This window comes from Ramlibacter ginsenosidimutans, from assembly GCF_016654015.1.
In the GTDB taxonomy this organism is placed as follows: Bacteria; Pseudomonadota; Gammaproteobacteria; order Burkholderiales; family Burkholderiaceae_C; genus Ramlibacter; species Ramlibacter ginsenosidimutans.
The window spans coordinates 183,688-196,829 of the sequence record NZ_JAEPWM010000008.1 but is presented as its reverse complement, the minus strand read 5'-3'; the positions used below and the strand labels follow the sequence as shown (position 1 = coordinate 196,829).

Sequence of the window (13,142 nt, the reverse complement as noted above, 5' to 3'; positions counted from 1 at the left end):
GGCCCGGCGCCGCGCCGCCATAGGGGATGTTCAGGAGGGATGGACGTCGCGGTGCTGCACGTCCTGGATCTCCTGTTCCAGCTGCCGCTGGCCGGCATCGAGCACCTGGTCGGCCTGCGGGTGCACCTGCCCCTGGGGCGACAGCTTGTCCACCATCTCCGGCATGATCTCGGCAAACGCCTGTGCGACCTGCTCTTCGGGCACGCCCAGGCGCTGCGCCATCTCGCGCAGGTCGTCCTGGCCGATCACCTGCTGCACCTTGCCGTCGTCCACCGGCTGGTTGTTGCCCGTGGAGACCCAGGACTGCGCCTGCGCGCCCATGCCCTTCTGGCGGAAGCGGTCCAGCACCGCGTTGATGCCGCCATTGCGCTGGACCCAGCGCATCGCGAGCGGCAGCAGCATCACCAGCAAGGCCGTGTGGTTCGCGTAAGGACGCGTGCCGCCCGGCACCGGCGCGGCTTGCCGACCGCCGCCGCGCAGCACGCCGGCCAGCACGCTGCCCAGGGCCATGCCGCCCAAGGCCCGGCCCATGCCGCCGCCGGCAAGACCGCCGCCACCGCCGTTTCCTGCGCGGTTGGCCATTGCGTTGCCGAACAGTCCGCCGAGCACCTGGCCCAGCAAGGGGTTGTTGTTCATTCGAAAGCTCCTTGTGTGGATGCTTTCGAGACTAGCGGAGCAGGCCGTCGGCGCTGTAGGCCGACGGAGCGCCTACCGGGGGCCAGCGGGCGACAACACGCGCGTGAGGAAGGCATCGAGGTGCTGGATTTCCAGCGGGCTGACCGAGTGGCCCATCGGGTAGGTGTGCCATTCGACGGGATAGCCCAGCGCCTGCAGCGCATCGCGCGAAGCCTCCGCGCGCTCGAGATGCACCACTTCGTCCTGCGTGCCGTGCGCAAGGAAGATCGGCGTGTGCTGGTTCGCGGGCGCGCGTTCCTTCGCGGTCGTGCTGGCGATCGGCAGGTAGCCGGACAGGCCCACGATGCCGGCCAGCTTCTCGCGATGGCGCAAGCCGGTGAGCAGGGCCATGGCGCAGCCTTGCGAGAAGCCCGCCAGCACGATGCGGTCCGCCGCGATGCCGCGATCCCGCTCGCGTGCGATGAGCTCCTCGACCATGGCTTGCGATTTGCGCAGCCCGGCTTCGTCCTGCGCCGCGTCGTCCTCGAAGCCGAAGATGTCGTACCAGGCACGCATGCGGTAGCCGTTGTTGATGGTCACCGGCATCACGGGCGCATGCGGGAACACGTAGCGCACCGGTCCCACGCCGCGCAGCTGCAGTTCTTCCGCGACCGGGACGAAGTCATTGCCATCGGCTCCCAATCCGTGGAGGATGAAGATGGTTGCGGTGGGGTTGTCGCCCGTGACGGCCTCGATGACTTCCAGCATGTGTTCTCCTTGGCCCGCAAGCATACCGGCTGGCAAGCCGTGTCCGACAACGGGAAGCACTCCGTCCCACTTGCCCGCCAGCCCGGCCGTCCTCACCATGCTTCCACACGCGAAAGGAAACCGCATGAAAGTGCAAGTCAACACCTCCAACGACATCGACAACAAGGAAGCCCTGGAGCGCTGGGCCGAGGACTACCTCAACGACCACCTTGCCCGCTTTGACCAGGACCTGACCAGCATCGAGGTGCAGATGACCGACGAGAACCACGCGGCCAAGGGAGGGGGTGTCGACAAGCGCTGCATGATGGAGGCCCGCGTCAACGGACGCGCGCCCGTCGCCGTCACCAACTACGCGGCCAACCAGGACCTCGCGTTCCGCGGTGCCGCCGAGAAACTGGCGCACGCGCTGGATCACGCATTCGGCAAGCTCGACCGGCGTGAACACCGCGAGCGCGAGACCATTCGCCGCGACACGGAGGTGATCGACCAGGTTGTACCGCCGCAGGCGTGAGGCTGCGAGCAGCACTTCCAGCGCCCATCGGGGCAATTGATGCAGAAACCGTAGGCTGGTGGTGAGCCGCAGGCGAACCCCAGCTCGCTGCGCTACGCTGGATCGCTGGGGTTCGCGGTGCTCACCGCCAGCCTACGAGTACGCGCGCCGTCGAGTCTTCGGCGCAGGGGCCCGACTGCCCATCGTCGCGGCAGGCGGCGTGCGGTGCAGGCCCGCATGAAGGGCATCGCCTGGAAGCCGGTCCGGGCGTCGGAGCGGGGCTCGAGAGCGTCAGCGTCGAGCCGCGCGTACGTTTCATGCTACCGCGGCACTTGTCCGAGCAGAGAGTTTGTCCGCGACCAGCGGGCAAACTCTCTGCGAGTTGTGCCGCGCGACGCCGCCCGGTCCGGCTTCCAGGGAAGTCGGCGCGCGCAGTCGCCGACCGATGCCTAGCGGGCCTGCACCGCACGCCGCCTGCCGCGACGGCCGCCGGCCTTCGCAGAGCGCACATCACATGGCGCACCGCGACAACCGTCAGCGAGCACGAGCACGGATCGCTGGGGTTCGCTCGCGCTCACCGCCCGGGCGCTGCGCGCCCGCCAGCCTACGGACGACCTGCCTCAGGGCCCGCCGACGATGACGCTATTCGCCGGGCCGACATAGCCCAGCACGCTGTTCCAGATGCCTCCGTTCCAGGCCTGCCGTTGGGCAGGCTGGTCCGGTGCGCTTGCGCAGGCCGACAGCAATGCAGCCGTGGCGAGCAGGACGATCCATCTTCCGGCCATGGGCGACTCCTCTTGTGGACGCACCATTGCAATCGTGCGCAGCAGCGGCCGGTGTAGTCCGGCTGCCGAACGCGCTGTCGTACCGAGTTGCAAACGACGTGGGCAACATTGGTACCAAGCTGTTTCCGGATGGGCCCGTGCGCCCCTGCCGTGGCGCGCAAGTGCGTAAATCGTTTTCCCGTGCCGGCGGGCGCCGGCCCCGGGTTCCCCCAGAACACAGGAGCGCATCCATGAACCTCGCCATGAAGAAAACCACTTGCCGTGTGTTGGTGGTTTCCTTGCTCGCACTGTCCTTCCAGACGGCGCGGGCGGGACTGATCAGCGCCGAGCAGGCGCAGGGCCCCGTTCCGTCGCAGGAACGCACCATGGTCCTGAGCACGCTCGACCGTGCGGACGTCGCGGCGCAATTGCAGGCCGCCGGCATCGATCCCAGCGCCGCGCGCGAGCGCGTGCAGAACATGAGCGACCAGGAAGTGCAGGCACTGGCGCAGGACATCCAGAGCGCACCCGCGGGCGGGATGACCACCTGGGGCTGGGTGGCGGTGGTGCTGATCGCCGCGCTGATCTGGTATTACGCAGTGCGCAAGTAAGGACGCATGCCCGCGACGATCGCGAACGGGCTGCGGCAGGGGTGGCGGCTGGCGCTGTGCGCCGCCGTCCTCCTGCTGTGCGGCTGCAGCACCCTGATCCCGCAGACGGTCGCCTTGCGCACCGCCTGGCCGGCAGGCGTGCCGCAGCAGGTGGAGCTGACGCAGGTTCCCTTCTTCCCGCAGAAAGACTACCAGTGCGGCCCGGCCGCGCTGGCGATGGCGATGGATTACAGCGGCGCGAAGCTGCGCCCCGAGGACCTCGTGGACGAGGTGTGGCTGCCTTCGCGCCAAGGCAGCCTGCAGGTCGAGATGCTGGCCGCGCCGCGGCGGCACGGACTCGTGAGCTATCACCTCGCGCCGCAATACACGGACCTGCTGCGTGAAGTGGCTGCGGGCCACCCGGTGCTGATCCTGCAGGACGCCGGCCTGCTGTTCCCGGAATGGCACTACGCCGTGGTGAACGGCTTCGACTACGCGACCGGCACCATCTACCTGCGCTCGGGCCTGGAGCCGCGCGAGGCGATGCCGTTCTCGTATTTCGAACGGACCTGGCGCGCCGGACACTACTGGGCGATGGTGGTCACTCCGCCGGACCAGGTGCCCGCCACCGCGACGGAGGACCGCTGGCTCAAGGCCTTGCTGGGACTCGCACGCGCGGGCAAGCCCGAGGCCACCATCCGCGGCTACCGTGCGGCGGTCGCGCGCTGGCCCGACAGCCTGCCCGCGTCGGTCGGCCTCGCGAACACCCTGCACGACAACGGCCACCTGGACGAAGCGGCCAAGGTGCTGCGGACCGCGCTGCAGCGCTTCCCCGATTCCACCATCGTGTTGAACAACCTCGCCCAGACCTTGTCCGACCAGGGTCGCAACGGCGAGGCGCTGGCGCTGATCCGGCGCGCCGATGAAACGCGCAGCCCCTTCGCGAGCGAGGTGCGCGCGACGCGCGCGCTGATCGAGGAGCGGATGAAGGAGCGCACGGGCTCCTAGCAGCGAGCCCCTAGCCGAACGCCTTCGCGACGTGGGCCACGAAGCCCGCGCTGTGGGCGGGATCGAGCCAGCGCACGACGACCACGGCCCGATGCGCCGGGTCGATCCACGTGTAGTTGCCGCCGGCGCCCACCATGAACCAGCTGGAGCGCGAGGCCTCGGGGAACATCGCCCCATCCCGGTTGAGCCAGGTGAGCCAGCCGTAGAAGGGCGCAATGGCGCAGGGCTGCTGCATGCGGCCGATCCATGCGGCCGGCACGAGCGGCTGTCCCGCGTGCAGTCCGCCGTCCAGCAGGAGCTGGCCGATGCGCGCCTGGTCCCGCGCGCTGATCGACACGCCGCCACCCCAGTGCGATCCGCCCGGCACCGACTGCACAGGGCGGCCCGCGATCTCCACCCACGCGTCGTCGTAGCCTTCCCAGCGGAAGCCCTGCCCCGCCCCGATCGGACGCAGCACCGCTTCCTCGAACACCTCGGGCAGCGGCCGGCCGAACAGGTGCAGCAGCGCCAGCGAAAGCTGGTTGATGCGCACGTCGTTGTATTCCCAATAGCTGCCGGGGGCGTGCAGCGCGCGCGGCTCGCCCTTCGCGCCGGCGGGCGGCTTCGGATCGTGCGAGACGCGGCGATTGTGGTCCACCGTGTCCGGGATGCCGAAGCTGCTGCCCTGCCACTCGCTGGTTTGTTCCAGCATGTGCGCCCAGGTGATAGCGCGGTTGTGCGCGTCGTCGAAACCGATGCCGGGCAGGCGCGCGGCGATGCGCTCCTGCGGATCGGGCAGCAATCCGCGTGCGTTCGCGACGCCGGCGAGCAACGCGAGATAGGTCTTGGCGACGCTGTACGTGAGGTCGGCGCGGTCCGGCTCGCCCCACGCCGCCACCTCGCGCCCGTTGATGCGGATCACGCCGGAGACGCCGCCACGCGGATGCACCGGGCCGCGCAGCCGGTTGAACGGCGGCGGGTCCGCCTGGTGCACGCCCCAATGCGCGGGGTCGGCGGCCGGGTCACGGGGCCAGGGCACTTCATGGGCCTGGGCATGGGCGATCGCTGCGTTGAAGTCGGTCATGCCCGGAGCATAAGGGAGCGCGCTCTGCTAGCCTTGCCGCATGGAGTTGAACACCACCCGCATCGAAGGCCCGGCCGCCCCCTCCGCTTCCGTCGTCCTGCTGCGCGACGCGGGCGATGACCTGGAGGTGTTCCTGCTGCGGCGGCACGCGCAGTCCGACGTGCTCGGCGGCGCTTACGTGTTTCCGGGCGGGAAGGTGGACCCGGAGGACCGCGAGTGGGCCGACCGCCTCGACCGCCCGCCCGAGCAGCTGCATGCGCTGCTGGGCGAACCCGAGCTCGCGCCGGACGACGCCGCAGGCCTGTTCGTGACGGCGATCCGCGAGCTGTTCGAGGAGGCAGGCGTGCTGCTCGCCGACGTGACGCCGGAGCAGGCGCGGGCCGTATGGCAGGCCTTGCGCCAGGGGCCGCGCTTCGACGAGCTGCTCGCGCCCAGCGGGGTGCGGCTCGCGGCGAGCGCGCTGCAGCCGTGGTCCCGCTGGATCACACCGGCCCTCAGCAGCGTCACACGCAAGCGCTTCGACACGCGCTTCTTCGTCGCCACCGTGCCGCCGGGACAGGATGCGCGGCACGACGACCACGAGGCCACCGAAAGCCTGTGGCTCGCACCGCGTGCCGCGCTGCGCCAGTACTGGGACGGCGCCATCGACCTCGCACCGCCGCAGATCCTGGGCCTGTCGCACCTTGCGCGGCACCGCAGCGTCGCCAGCGTGCTGGCCGCCGCCGCGGGCAGCGCGCCGCCCTGCATCCGCCCCGAGCCGCGCGATGCAGACGGGGTGCGCGTGCTGTGCTATCCGGGCGACCCGTGGCACTCGGAGCCGAGGCGGGCCCTGCCGGGGCCGACCCGGCTCACCTGGCGCAACCGGCGCTTCGAGCCCGATGCGGGCCTGGCCGCCCTGCTCGGCGACTGAGCGTCGCCCCGAGGGTCCCACAGCCCGGCTCGCGGCGCGCCTACAAGCGCTCGCGTGCACGGCCTTCGATCGCCGCGCGGGCCCGGCACTCCAATTCTCAAAGCCCGCCGGCTCCGCGCGATAAAGACAGGGATCGGACTCTCCGCCTCCGCAGGCGATCAGCGAGACCATTGTCCAGTGGACCGGCGGCTTCCAGTGCGGAACGGAACGGCGCCTTCGGGCGCCGTTTCCATGCGTCCTCATCCATTCCAGCCACCGGCCTTCGCGCAATGGACGTTCCCACGCGGCGCCGCGTCGTCCACCTACAGCGGGACAGCGGTTGCGGGCCCTACTCTCGATGGCAACGAGAACCTTTCCCCCCGGAGCACGCGATGAGCCCGCTGATGATGCGCATCTTCACCCTGGTCGGCATGGCGCTGGCCGCCGCGAGCCTCCAGCTCAAGGCACGGGGCGAGACGGTGCCCGGCGCGCCGTGCGCGTGCGTGCATGCCGCCTCGCCGCAGTCCGGCTTCGTCCTGCCCGGGGCGGGCCTCCAGTGAGCCTTCCGTGCCTTACCAACCCATTCCGTCCGATTTCGCGCTGAAGCCGCCTCGCCCGCGCAGCAGCTGGCGCAACCCCGCTGTCGCCTGGTCGCTCGTGTTTTCCGCGGTGCTCGGTGGCGCCGTGTTCGCGTCGGCGCCACCGCAGTTGAGCGGCGGCCTGCCGCCATCCGCCGGCACGCCGTCCACGCAGATGGTCAGCCAGGTGGTACAGGCGCAGTTGCAGGCGCTCGCCGCACAGGATGCGACGAAGGCCTTTGCGCTGGCAGACCAGGACCTGCGCACCCAGTTCGGAACCGCCGACGCCTTCCTCGCGACGGTGCGCGAGCAGTACCCGATGCTGCTGCATCCGGCGAGCGTGCTGTTGCTCAAGCCCGAGACCGAGGGCAGCATCGCGCTGCAGAAGGTGCGCCTGAGCGACCAGGACGGAACGGCGTGGACGCTGACCTACCTGCTCAATCGCCAGCAGGACAACCAGTGGCGTATCAGCGGTTGCGTCATTTCATCGCACGGCCGGCAGGTGCTCACCTGAGAGGCCAGGCACCGCGCGTTTCGTGGGCGCCCCAAAAACAAAGGCCGCTTGCAGCGGCCTTTGTCATGCGCGAGGCGCCGCCTTAGTTGCGGTCGGCCTTGGCCATCTTCTTGGACTTCTTGTGATGGGTCGTCTTGTGGGTGCTGCTGCCCGAGGACGAGGCCATCGTGCTGCTGTCGTTGCTGGTGGAGTTCATCGACGAGCCGGAGTTCATCGAACCCGACGCGCCCGTGTTGCCGGCCGTGGTCGCGGCGGAACTGCCGGAGGAAGAGCCCTGCGCCATTGCGCCACCGTTGCCGGCCGGCGTGCCGGTCGAACCCATCGGGGTGTTCTGCGAGCTGCGTTGGCCTTCGCCGACCGCCGGGTTCGTGGCGGGTTTCGGGGGAACGCCTTGCGCCATGGCCAGGCTGACGGTGGCCGCGGCGGCCGCGGCGGCGAGAATCTTGAGTGAATACATTCAGGGCTCCTTTGTGGATTGCTTTCGTGTCGAATGGACCGGCGTATGCCAGTCAGACCACGATAAGCCCACCCCTGCGCACCAGCGTCAGGAAGGCGCGCGCTGCCCTGTCGGACGCGACTGATCCTTATCAGAGCTGCGGCGCGCCGAACACCGCCGGCAGCGGCGTGCGCTCCGGCATCACGTAGACGACGCTGCGACCGGCGCCGAGCACGGGCTCCACCACGTGCAGATAGAACGCGACCGGCACCACCACGCAGCCCCACGACATGCGCTTGCCTTGCGGCGCCCAGCTCGCGAGCTGCGCCGCGCGCGCGCGGTAGGCGAAGCCCGGACGCACCCTGTGGATGGCGAAGGCGCTGTCGTAGTCCACCCAGACCACGTGCTCGCCCTTGTTGTTGCGCCCCGGCTCGGCCTCGAAGCGGCCCGCGGGCGTGGTGCGCTCGCCCGGCCGTACGGCACCGGTCTGCGCGCGCTCGCCCACGCCGGGCACGGTGCGATCGCCGACCGTGCTGCCCAGGATCGCGGGAGTGTCACCGGCCAGGTGGCCATCGGCGCGGAAGACATACAGGCGCGCGGCGCGCTTGTCCACCACGGCGAACGGCTTGCCGTGGGCATCGCCGCTGCGGAACACCCAGTCCACCAGGCGCATGGCGTCGGCACTGGGTCGCGTTGAAAGGAAATCCGGCGGTACACCGGCCGCAGCCGCAGGCTGCGCACACGCCACTGCCACCGCCCATGCCGTACAACCAGCTGCATTGCGCAGCCATCGGCCCGACGCTGACATCCAAACCCCTCTTGCCGAGCCACGATGGCTCAGCCGGGGCGGATGCTAGCAAGCTCGGCCGCAGGCGCGCAAGGCCGAGTTTGTAAATGCGCGCGTCAGCGCGAGACCTGATGCCGCGCTGCACGACGTGCAAGCGCGCGCGGTCTCAGCCCGCTTCGCGCGCCTCGAGCATCCAGCGCTCGATCTGCAAGGCAGGATCGGCGCATTCGCACCCGAGTGCGAATCCGAAATCTTCTTCGAGCATGGCCGGATCGATCCCGGCGGGCATCGGCGCATCGGGCGGCGTGGACGGCTGCAGGTCTGGCATGGCGACTCCCTCTCGTTGCCAGCCATTGTTCAACCCGGCAGCACAACGGCGTAGTCCGCCGTGCACGCAATGCAAGGTAGGAGCGCGCCTACGCCTGAGCTTGGGTAGGACCCTGCTCTAGGCCGCGGGCAGCGCGGGTTTTCCCCGAAGCCGCCGCGCCCCGACATACCCGCCGACGAGGATCGTTCCGGCGACCACGCCGATCGCCGCGTTCAGCGCCATCGTCGCCGGCACGCGCCACGCACCGAGCTCGCCCGTGAGGCCGGCCAAGGCGTCGCGCAATGCCGGCCAGCCGTGCTCCAGGATGCCGCCGCCCACGAGGAACATGGCGGCCGTACCGGCGACGGAGAGGAACTTCATGAGCGCCGGCGCGGCCCGCAGCAGCCCCGCGCCGATGGCACGCGCGAAGGCCGCCTTGCGGCGCGAGAGCAGCAGTCCCAGGTCGTCCAGCTTCACGATGGCCGCGACCAGGCCGTACACGCCGACCGTCATCGCAAGCGCGACCGCCACCAGCACGGTCAGGCGCGTGACGAAGTCCTGGCCCGCGACGGTCCCCAGCGCGATGACGATGATTTCCGCGGACAGGATGAAGTCGGTACGAATGGCGCCGCGGATCTTGTCCTTCTCCAGCGCGCGCAGGTCGATCGCTTCGTCGACCAGCGCCTGCTGGAGTTCGCGCTGGTGCGCCTCGTCCTCCTGCGGCGTGTGCAGGAAGCGATGCGCGAGCTTTTCCGCCGCTTCGAAACAGAGATAGGCGCCACCCACCATCAGCAGCGGCATGACGCCCCAGGGCGCGAAGGCGCTGATCACCAGCGCAGCGGGCACCAGGATCGCCTTGTTGCGCAGCGACCCCTTGGCCACCGCCCATACGACGGGCAGTTCGCGCTCGGCGCGCACGCCGCTCACCTGCTGGGCATTGAGCGCGAGGTCATCCCCCAGCACGCCGGCGGTCTTGCGCGCGGCCACCTGCGTCAGGGTCGACACGTCGTCGAGGATGTTGGCGATGTCGTCGAGAAGGGCGAGGAGGCTGGAAGACATGCGGCAGTTCGTTGCGCCTCATTATGATCAGGCGATGAGCGCAAAGGACGCGGCCGCCGTCGCTTCGTATCACGCGGTGCTGCAGCCCTCGGGTCGCGCCTTCACCGCGCCTGCCGACCGGCCGCTGCTGCTGGCGGCGCAGGAAGCCGGCATTCCACTGGCGAGCTCCTGCCGCAACGGCACTTGCCGCGCCTGCCTGCGGCCGCTGCAGGCCGGGCGCGTGCACTACCGCATCGCCTGGCCGGGCCTGCTGCCCGAAGAGCGCGCCACCGGCGGCTGGGTGCTGCCCTGCGTCGCGTACCCGGATTCGGATGTGGTGCTGGGGGACTAGAGCCTGCGGCTCAGTAATTGCCCGTGCGGTACGGGCTGCGAGGCACGTATTTGTGTTCGCCGTCGGGAATGGGTTCCGCCTTCGGATCCGGGCGGTGCTGGACCGCGTTGCTGCCTTCGCCCTCGGGAGGGCGGCGGCGGTTGCGCGGCGTCTCCGCTTGCGGCTTGGGCCGGCTCGAGCGTCGGTAGAGATTCATGACCGCACATTAGGAGTCACGCCCCGCGGAGGTTGTAGGACGCGAACCATCGCCGTGTCCGTCGCGGGACGACGCCGGCCAAAGCGACCCACGCGAGGTGGCATAGTCGCCGGCATGCGCGGCCTGCTTTTCTCCTTCCTCCTGCTGTGCGGCACCGCCGCCGCGCGTGCGGCACCCATCGTGTTCCAGGACACGCTGGCGCAGCGGACCATCGCCTGCACCGCGTGCCACGGGCACGAAGGGCGCGCCGGTCCCGACGGCTACTATCCGCGCATCGCGGGCAAGCCCGCGGGTTACCTGTACAACCAGCTGCTTAATTTCCGCGAAGGCCGCCGCCACTACGGTCTGATGGCGGGGTTGCTCGAGACGCTCTCCGACTCGTACCTGGACGAGATCGCGCACTACTTCTCCGCAATCGACGTGCCCTACCCGCCCCCGCAGCCCGCGAACGTGCCGGCGGCCGTGCTGGAGCGCGGAAGGACGCTGACGCACCAGGGAGACGCCGACCGCCGCCTGCCCGCGTGCGCAGCCTGCCACGGCACGGCGCTCACCGGCGTCGCGCCCAACATCCCCGGCCTGCTCGGACTGCCGCGCGACTACCTGAATGCGCAGCTTGGGGCCTGGCGCACCGGGCAGCGCCGCTCGGTGGCCCCGGACTGCATGGCGGAAGTCGTGCGCCGGCTCTCGCCCGACGACCTCTCCGCGGTTACCGCCTTCCTGTCCTCGGAAGCGCTGCCGGCGAATACGCATCCCGTGAGTGCCGAGCCGGTGGCGCCTGCGCCGAACCGGCGCAAGGGCCGCAAGGCCGCGCCTGCACCGACACCCGCTCCCGCAGCCCCGCCGCTGCGCTGCGGCGTGCTGCTGCCGCCCGGGGCAGGGAGCGCGCGATGAAGCGTGCGCTGCTCGTGATCGGCGTGTTGCTCGCGCTGGTGGCCCTGGCGCTCGGCGCCATCGTGTGGTCGATGAATTTCGGCGGCCCGCGCATCCGCGATGCGGCGCCGACCACCCCGCCTTCGCAGGACGAGGCTGCGCGCGGCGCCTATCTCGCGCGCGCCGGCAACTGCATGCTGTGCCACACCGAGCGGGGCGGCACGCCGTATGCGGGCGGCCGGCCGGTGGAAACGCCTTTCGGCACCGTGTACGGGAGCAACCTCACGCCCGACGCGGACACGGGCCTGGGCAAGTGGTCGGCTGCGCACTTCCGCCGTGCCTTGCACGAGGGACGCTCGCGCGACGGGCGCCTGCTCTACCCCGTGTTTCCCTACACCCACTTCACGCGCGTGACGGACGCCGACGCCGACGCCTTGTTCGCCTACCTGCGCAGCCTGCCGCCGGTGCACAAGCCGAACCGCGAGAACCGGCTACGCTGGCCCTACAACCTGCAGGGGTCGTTGGCGATCTGGCGCTCGCTCTACTTCCGCCCCGAACAGCAGCAGGACGACCCTTCGCAGACGGCGGAGTGGAACCGCGGCGCCTATCTCGTGCAGGGGCTGGGCCATTGCGGCGCCTGCCACACCGCGCGCGATGTCCTGGGCGGGCAGCGCAGCAGCATGGACCTGTCCGGCGGCCTGATCCCCATGCAGAACTGGTACGCGCCTTCGCTCGCCTCGCCCACCGAGGCGGGCGTGGCGGACTGGAAGATCGAGGACATCGCGCGCCTGCTGTCGGCCGGTGCGGCCCCGCGAGGCGCCGTGCTGGGACCGATGGCCGAAGTGGTGCTGCACAGCACGCAGTACCTCGAGCCGGCAGACGTCCGCGCGATGGCGACCTACCTCAAGAGCCTGCCGCAGGTCCCCACCGATACCGATCCGCGCGAGGTGCCGCGCCCCGGGGCCAGCGTGCTGGAACGCGGTGGCAAGCTCTATGCGGACCATTGCGCCAGTTGCCATGGCGACAATGGCCAGGGCGTGCCCGGCGCGTACCCGACACTGGCGGGCAATCGCGTGATCACGCTTCCCGTGACCGCGAACCTCGTGCAGGTCGTGCTGCGCGGCGGGTTCCCGCCCGCGACGGCCGGACAGCCGCGCCCCTTCGGCATGCCGCCCTTCGCGCTGCAGTTCTCCGACGCCGACGTCGCCGCGGTCCTCACCTACCTGCGCTCCTCGTGGGGCAACAAGGCGCCCCCGGTGACGGAACTGGACGTGACCCAGCAGCGCACGACCACGCGCGAGTAGCGCCACAATTTAGGCATGTCGTTGCGCAACCTGCCCTTGCCGCCCGGACTCGCGGGCCAGGTGTGGCTCGGGTCCATGCCGGGCCGCTTCGAATCCTGGAGCGCGTTCGAGAGCGAAGCGCGCGCCGCGGGCATCGCCATCGTGGTCTGCCTCGCGCCGCGGGAAGAGCTCGCGGAACTCTCGCCGGAGTACCACGCGGCGCTGGCGCGCGAACGGCTGCCGTTTCGCTGGATGCTGGTGCCGATGCGCAACTTCGGCCTGCCGGACGACCCGGCGGCCTTCCGCCGCGACATCGCCGGCATCGCGCAGTCGGTGCGCGGCGGCGAGCGCGTGCTGCTGCACTGCGCCGCCGGCCTGGGCCGCACTGGCAGTGCGGCAGCGTGCCTGCTGAAGGCGCTGGGCGTCGACGAGCAGGAGGCGCTACAGCGCGTGCGCGCCGCCGGCTCCAACCCGCAGAACGCGCAGCAGTCGGGACTGGTGCACTGGTTCTAGGGGGCCGGGAGAACAGTCGAAAAACCCAACAACCGGACGCAGAGGACGCAAAGGTTTCGCAGAGGACGCAAAAGGATTTCC

19 protein-coding genes are annotated in these 13,142 nt (G+C 70.3%); 10 read left to right on the top strand and 9 right to left on the bottom strand.

Annotated elements, in window-relative coordinates; all coding sequences use genetic code 11:
• Positions 1 to 30: 30 nt before the first annotated feature.
• Positions 31 to 636, bottom strand: coding sequence for a YidB family protein (locus JJB11_RS18620; protein WP_201174863.1), 606 nt, complete (start codon positions 634 to 636; stop codon positions 31 to 33).
• Positions 637 to 708: 72 nt separating this feature from the next.
• A complete protein-coding gene (locus JJB11_RS18615; protein ID WP_201174861.1) occupies positions 709 to 1,383 on the bottom strand; it encodes an alpha/beta hydrolase in 675 nt (224 codons plus the stop codon).
• Between the two features lie 124 nt (positions 1,384 to 1,507).
• Here JJB11_RS18615 and JJB11_RS18610 point away from each other — a divergent pair, with 124 nt between their 5' ends.
• Complete coding sequence (locus JJB11_RS18610) at positions 1,508 to 1,894, top strand: HPF/RaiA family ribosome-associated protein (protein ID WP_201174860.1); 387 nt, start codon at positions 1,508 to 1,510, stop codon at positions 1,892 to 1,894.
• Between the two features lie 599 nt (positions 1,895 to 2,493).
• Here the strand turns inward: JJB11_RS18610 and JJB11_RS18605 are convergent.
• A complete protein-coding gene (locus JJB11_RS18605) occupies positions 2,494 to 2,658 on the bottom strand; it encodes a hypothetical protein (protein ID WP_201174858.1) in 165 nt (54 codons plus the stop codon).
• 230 nt (positions 2,659 to 2,888) lie between these two features.
• Between JJB11_RS18605 and JJB11_RS18600 the strand changes: the two genes are divergently transcribed.
• Positions 2,889 to 3,248, top strand: coding sequence for a PA2779 family protein (locus JJB11_RS18600; RefSeq protein WP_201174857.1), 360 nt, complete (start codon positions 2,889 to 2,891; stop codon positions 3,246 to 3,248).
• A 6-nt stretch (positions 3,249 to 3,254) separates the two neighbouring features.
• Complete coding sequence (locus tag JJB11_RS18595) at positions 3,255 to 4,235, top strand: PA2778 family cysteine peptidase (protein WP_201174855.1); 981 nt, start codon at positions 3,255 to 3,257, stop codon at positions 4,233 to 4,235.
• Positions 4,236 to 4,245: 10 nt separating this feature from the next.
• Here JJB11_RS18595 and JJB11_RS18590 read toward each other — a convergent pair whose 3' ends face one another.
• Positions 4,246 to 5,298 carry a serine hydrolase domain-containing protein gene (locus JJB11_RS18590; RefSeq protein ID WP_201174854.1) on the bottom strand — a complete coding sequence of 351 codons (1,053 nt, stop codon included), beginning with the start codon at positions 5,296 to 5,298 and terminating at the stop codon, positions 4,246 to 4,248.
• Positions 5,299 to 5,338: 40 nt separating this feature from the next.
• Between JJB11_RS18590 and JJB11_RS18585 the strand changes: the two genes are divergently transcribed.
• From JJB11_RS18585 to JJB11_RS26605, 3 genes are all read left to right on the top strand, one after another.
• Entirely contained in the window at positions 5,339 to 6,208 is an 870-nt protein-coding gene (locus JJB11_RS18585; protein ID WP_201174852.1) for an NUDIX hydrolase, read from the top strand.
• 371 nt (positions 6,209 to 6,579) lie between these two features.
• Positions 6,580 to 6,747, top strand: a complete 168-nt coding sequence (locus tag JJB11_RS18580) for a hypothetical protein (protein ID WP_201174850.1) — start codon at positions 6,580 to 6,582, stop codon at positions 6,745 to 6,747.
• 7 nt (positions 6,748 to 6,754) lie between these two features.
• A complete protein-coding gene (locus tag JJB11_RS26605; RefSeq protein ID WP_201174849.1) occupies positions 6,755 to 7,279 on the top strand; it encodes a DUF4864 domain-containing protein in 525 nt (174 codons plus the stop codon).
• Between the two features lie 82 nt (positions 7,280 to 7,361).
• Here the strand turns inward: JJB11_RS26605 and JJB11_RS18570 are convergent, their stop codons facing one another.
• The 4 genes from JJB11_RS18570 to JJB11_RS18555 all read right to left on the bottom strand — a co-directional run bounded on the left by JJB11_RS18570 (position 7,362) and on the right by JJB11_RS18555 (position 9,868).
• Positions 7,362 to 7,736, bottom strand: a complete 375-nt coding sequence (locus tag JJB11_RS18570; protein ID WP_201174847.1) for a hypothetical protein — start codon at positions 7,734 to 7,736, stop codon at positions 7,362 to 7,364.
• A gap of 130 nt (positions 7,737 to 7,866) precedes the next feature.
• Positions 7,867 to 8,388 carry a L,D-transpeptidase family protein gene (locus JJB11_RS18565; protein ID WP_201174845.1) on the bottom strand — a complete coding sequence of 174 codons (522 nt, stop codon included), beginning with the start codon at positions 8,386 to 8,388 and terminating at the stop codon, positions 7,867 to 7,869.
• A 280-nt stretch (positions 8,389 to 8,668) separates the two neighbouring features.
• Positions 8,669 to 8,830: a hypothetical protein gene (locus JJB11_RS18560; RefSeq protein WP_201174843.1), complete on the bottom strand. Its 162-nt coding sequence runs from the start codon at positions 8,828 to 8,830 to the stop codon at positions 8,669 to 8,671.
• 117 nt (positions 8,831 to 8,947) lie between these two features.
• Complete coding sequence (locus tag JJB11_RS18555; RefSeq protein WP_201174841.1) at positions 8,948 to 9,868, bottom strand: DUF808 domain-containing protein; 921 nt, start codon at positions 9,866 to 9,868, stop codon at positions 8,948 to 8,950.
• A 34-nt stretch (positions 9,869 to 9,902) separates the two neighbouring features.
• Here JJB11_RS18555 and JJB11_RS18550 point away from each other — a divergent pair, with 34 nt between their 5' ends.
• Complete coding sequence (locus JJB11_RS18550; RefSeq protein WP_201174839.1) at positions 9,903 to 10,199, top strand: 2Fe-2S iron-sulfur cluster-binding protein; 297 nt, start codon at positions 9,903 to 9,905, stop codon at positions 10,197 to 10,199.
• A 10-nt stretch (positions 10,200 to 10,209) separates the two neighbouring features.
• Here the strand turns inward: JJB11_RS18550 and JJB11_RS18545 are convergent, their stop codons facing one another.
• Positions 10,210 to 10,395, bottom strand: coding sequence for a hypothetical protein (locus tag JJB11_RS18545; protein WP_201174836.1), 186 nt, complete (start codon positions 10,393 to 10,395; stop codon positions 10,210 to 10,212).
• A 114-nt stretch (positions 10,396 to 10,509) separates the two neighbouring features.
• On the opposite strand from JJB11_RS18545, the gene JJB11_RS18540 reads away from it, so the two are divergent.
• Genes JJB11_RS18540 through JJB11_RS18530 form a run of 3 tightly spaced genes read left to right on the top strand, consistent with a single transcriptional unit; the run spans position 10,510 to position 13,061 of the window.
• Entirely contained in the window at positions 10,510 to 11,286 is a 777-nt protein-coding gene (locus JJB11_RS18540; protein WP_201174834.1) for a c-type cytochrome, read from the top strand.
• On the top strand, positions 11,283 to 12,569 hold the full coding sequence (locus tag JJB11_RS18535) for a cytochrome c (RefSeq protein ID WP_201174832.1): 1,287 nt from the start codon (positions 11,283 to 11,285) through the stop codon (positions 12,567 to 12,569). The genes JJB11_RS18540 and JJB11_RS18535 overlap by 4 nt, the downstream gene beginning before the upstream one ends.
• Before the next feature lie 15 nt (positions 12,570 to 12,584).
• The gene (locus JJB11_RS18530) at positions 12,585 to 13,061 is read left to right on the top strand and encodes a protein-tyrosine phosphatase family protein (protein ID WP_201174830.1); all 477 of its coding nucleotides are present in this window, start codon (positions 12,585 to 12,587) and stop codon (positions 13,059 to 13,061) included.
• Positions 13,062 to 13,142: the final 81 nt, after the last annotated feature.

Bases quoted from the DNA above. Each gene is read 5' to 3' on its own strand.
- JJB11_RS18580 (WP_201174850.1), top strand. From the start codon at position 6,580: ATGAGCCCGCTGATGATGCGCATCTTCACCCTGGTCGGCATGGCGCTG.
- JJB11_RS18585 (WP_201174852.1), top strand. From the start codon at position 5,339: ATGGAGTTGAACACCACCCGCATCGAAGGCCCGGCCGCCCCCTCCGCT.
- JJB11_RS18615 (WP_201174861.1), bottom strand. From the start codon at position 1,383: ATGCTGGAAGTCATCGAGGCCGTCACGGGCGACAACCCCACCGCAACC.
- JJB11_RS18565 (WP_201174845.1), bottom strand. From the start codon at position 8,388: ATGCGCCTGGTGGACTGGGTGTTCCGCAGCGGCGATGCCCACGGCAAG.
- JJB11_RS18610 (WP_201174860.1), top strand. From the start codon at position 1,508: ATGAAAGTGCAAGTCAACACCTCCAACGACATCGACAACAAGGAAGCC.
- JJB11_RS18555 (WP_201174841.1), bottom strand. From the start codon at position 9,868: ATGTCTTCCAGCCTCCTCGCCCTTCTCGACGACATCGCCAACATCCTC.
- JJB11_RS18620 (WP_201174863.1), bottom strand. From the start codon at position 636: ATGAACAACAACCCCTTGCTGGGCCAGGTGCTCGGCGGACTGTTCGGC.
- JJB11_RS18595 (WP_201174855.1), top strand. From the start codon at position 3,255: ATGCCCGCGACGATCGCGAACGGGCTGCGGCAGGGGTGGCGGCTGGCG.
- JJB11_RS18540 (WP_201174834.1), top strand. From the start codon at position 10,510: ATGCGCGGCCTGCTTTTCTCCTTCCTCCTGCTGTGCGGCACCGCCGCC.
- JJB11_RS18590 (WP_201174854.1), bottom strand. From the start codon at position 5,298: ATGACCGACTTCAACGCAGCGATCGCCCATGCCCAGGCCCATGAAGTG.
- JJB11_RS18570 (WP_201174847.1), bottom strand. From the start codon at position 7,736: ATGTATTCACTCAAGATTCTCGCCGCCGCGGCCGCCGCGGCCACCGTC.
- JJB11_RS18530 (WP_201174830.1), top strand. From the start codon at position 12,585: ATGTCGTTGCGCAACCTGCCCTTGCCGCCCGGACTCGCGGGCCAGGTG.
- JJB11_RS18550 (WP_201174839.1), top strand. From the start codon at position 9,903: ATGAGCGCAAAGGACGCGGCCGCCGTCGCTTCGTATCACGCGGTGCTG.
- JJB11_RS18560 (WP_201174843.1), bottom strand. From the start codon at position 8,830: ATGCCAGACCTGCAGCCGTCCACGCCGCCCGATGCGCCGATGCCCGCC.
- JJB11_RS18605 (WP_201174858.1), bottom strand. From the start codon at position 2,658: ATGGCCGGAAGATGGATCGTCCTGCTCGCCACGGCTGCATTGCTGTCG.
- JJB11_RS18545 (WP_201174836.1), bottom strand. From the start codon at position 10,395: ATGAATCTCTACCGACGCTCGAGCCGGCCCAAGCCGCAAGCGGAGACG.
- JJB11_RS18600 (WP_201174857.1), top strand. From the start codon at position 2,889: ATGAACCTCGCCATGAAGAAAACCACTTGCCGTGTGTTGGTGGTTTCC.
- JJB11_RS18535 (WP_201174832.1), top strand. From the start codon at position 11,283: ATGAAGCGTGCGCTGCTCGTGATCGGCGTGTTGCTCGCGCTGGTGGCC.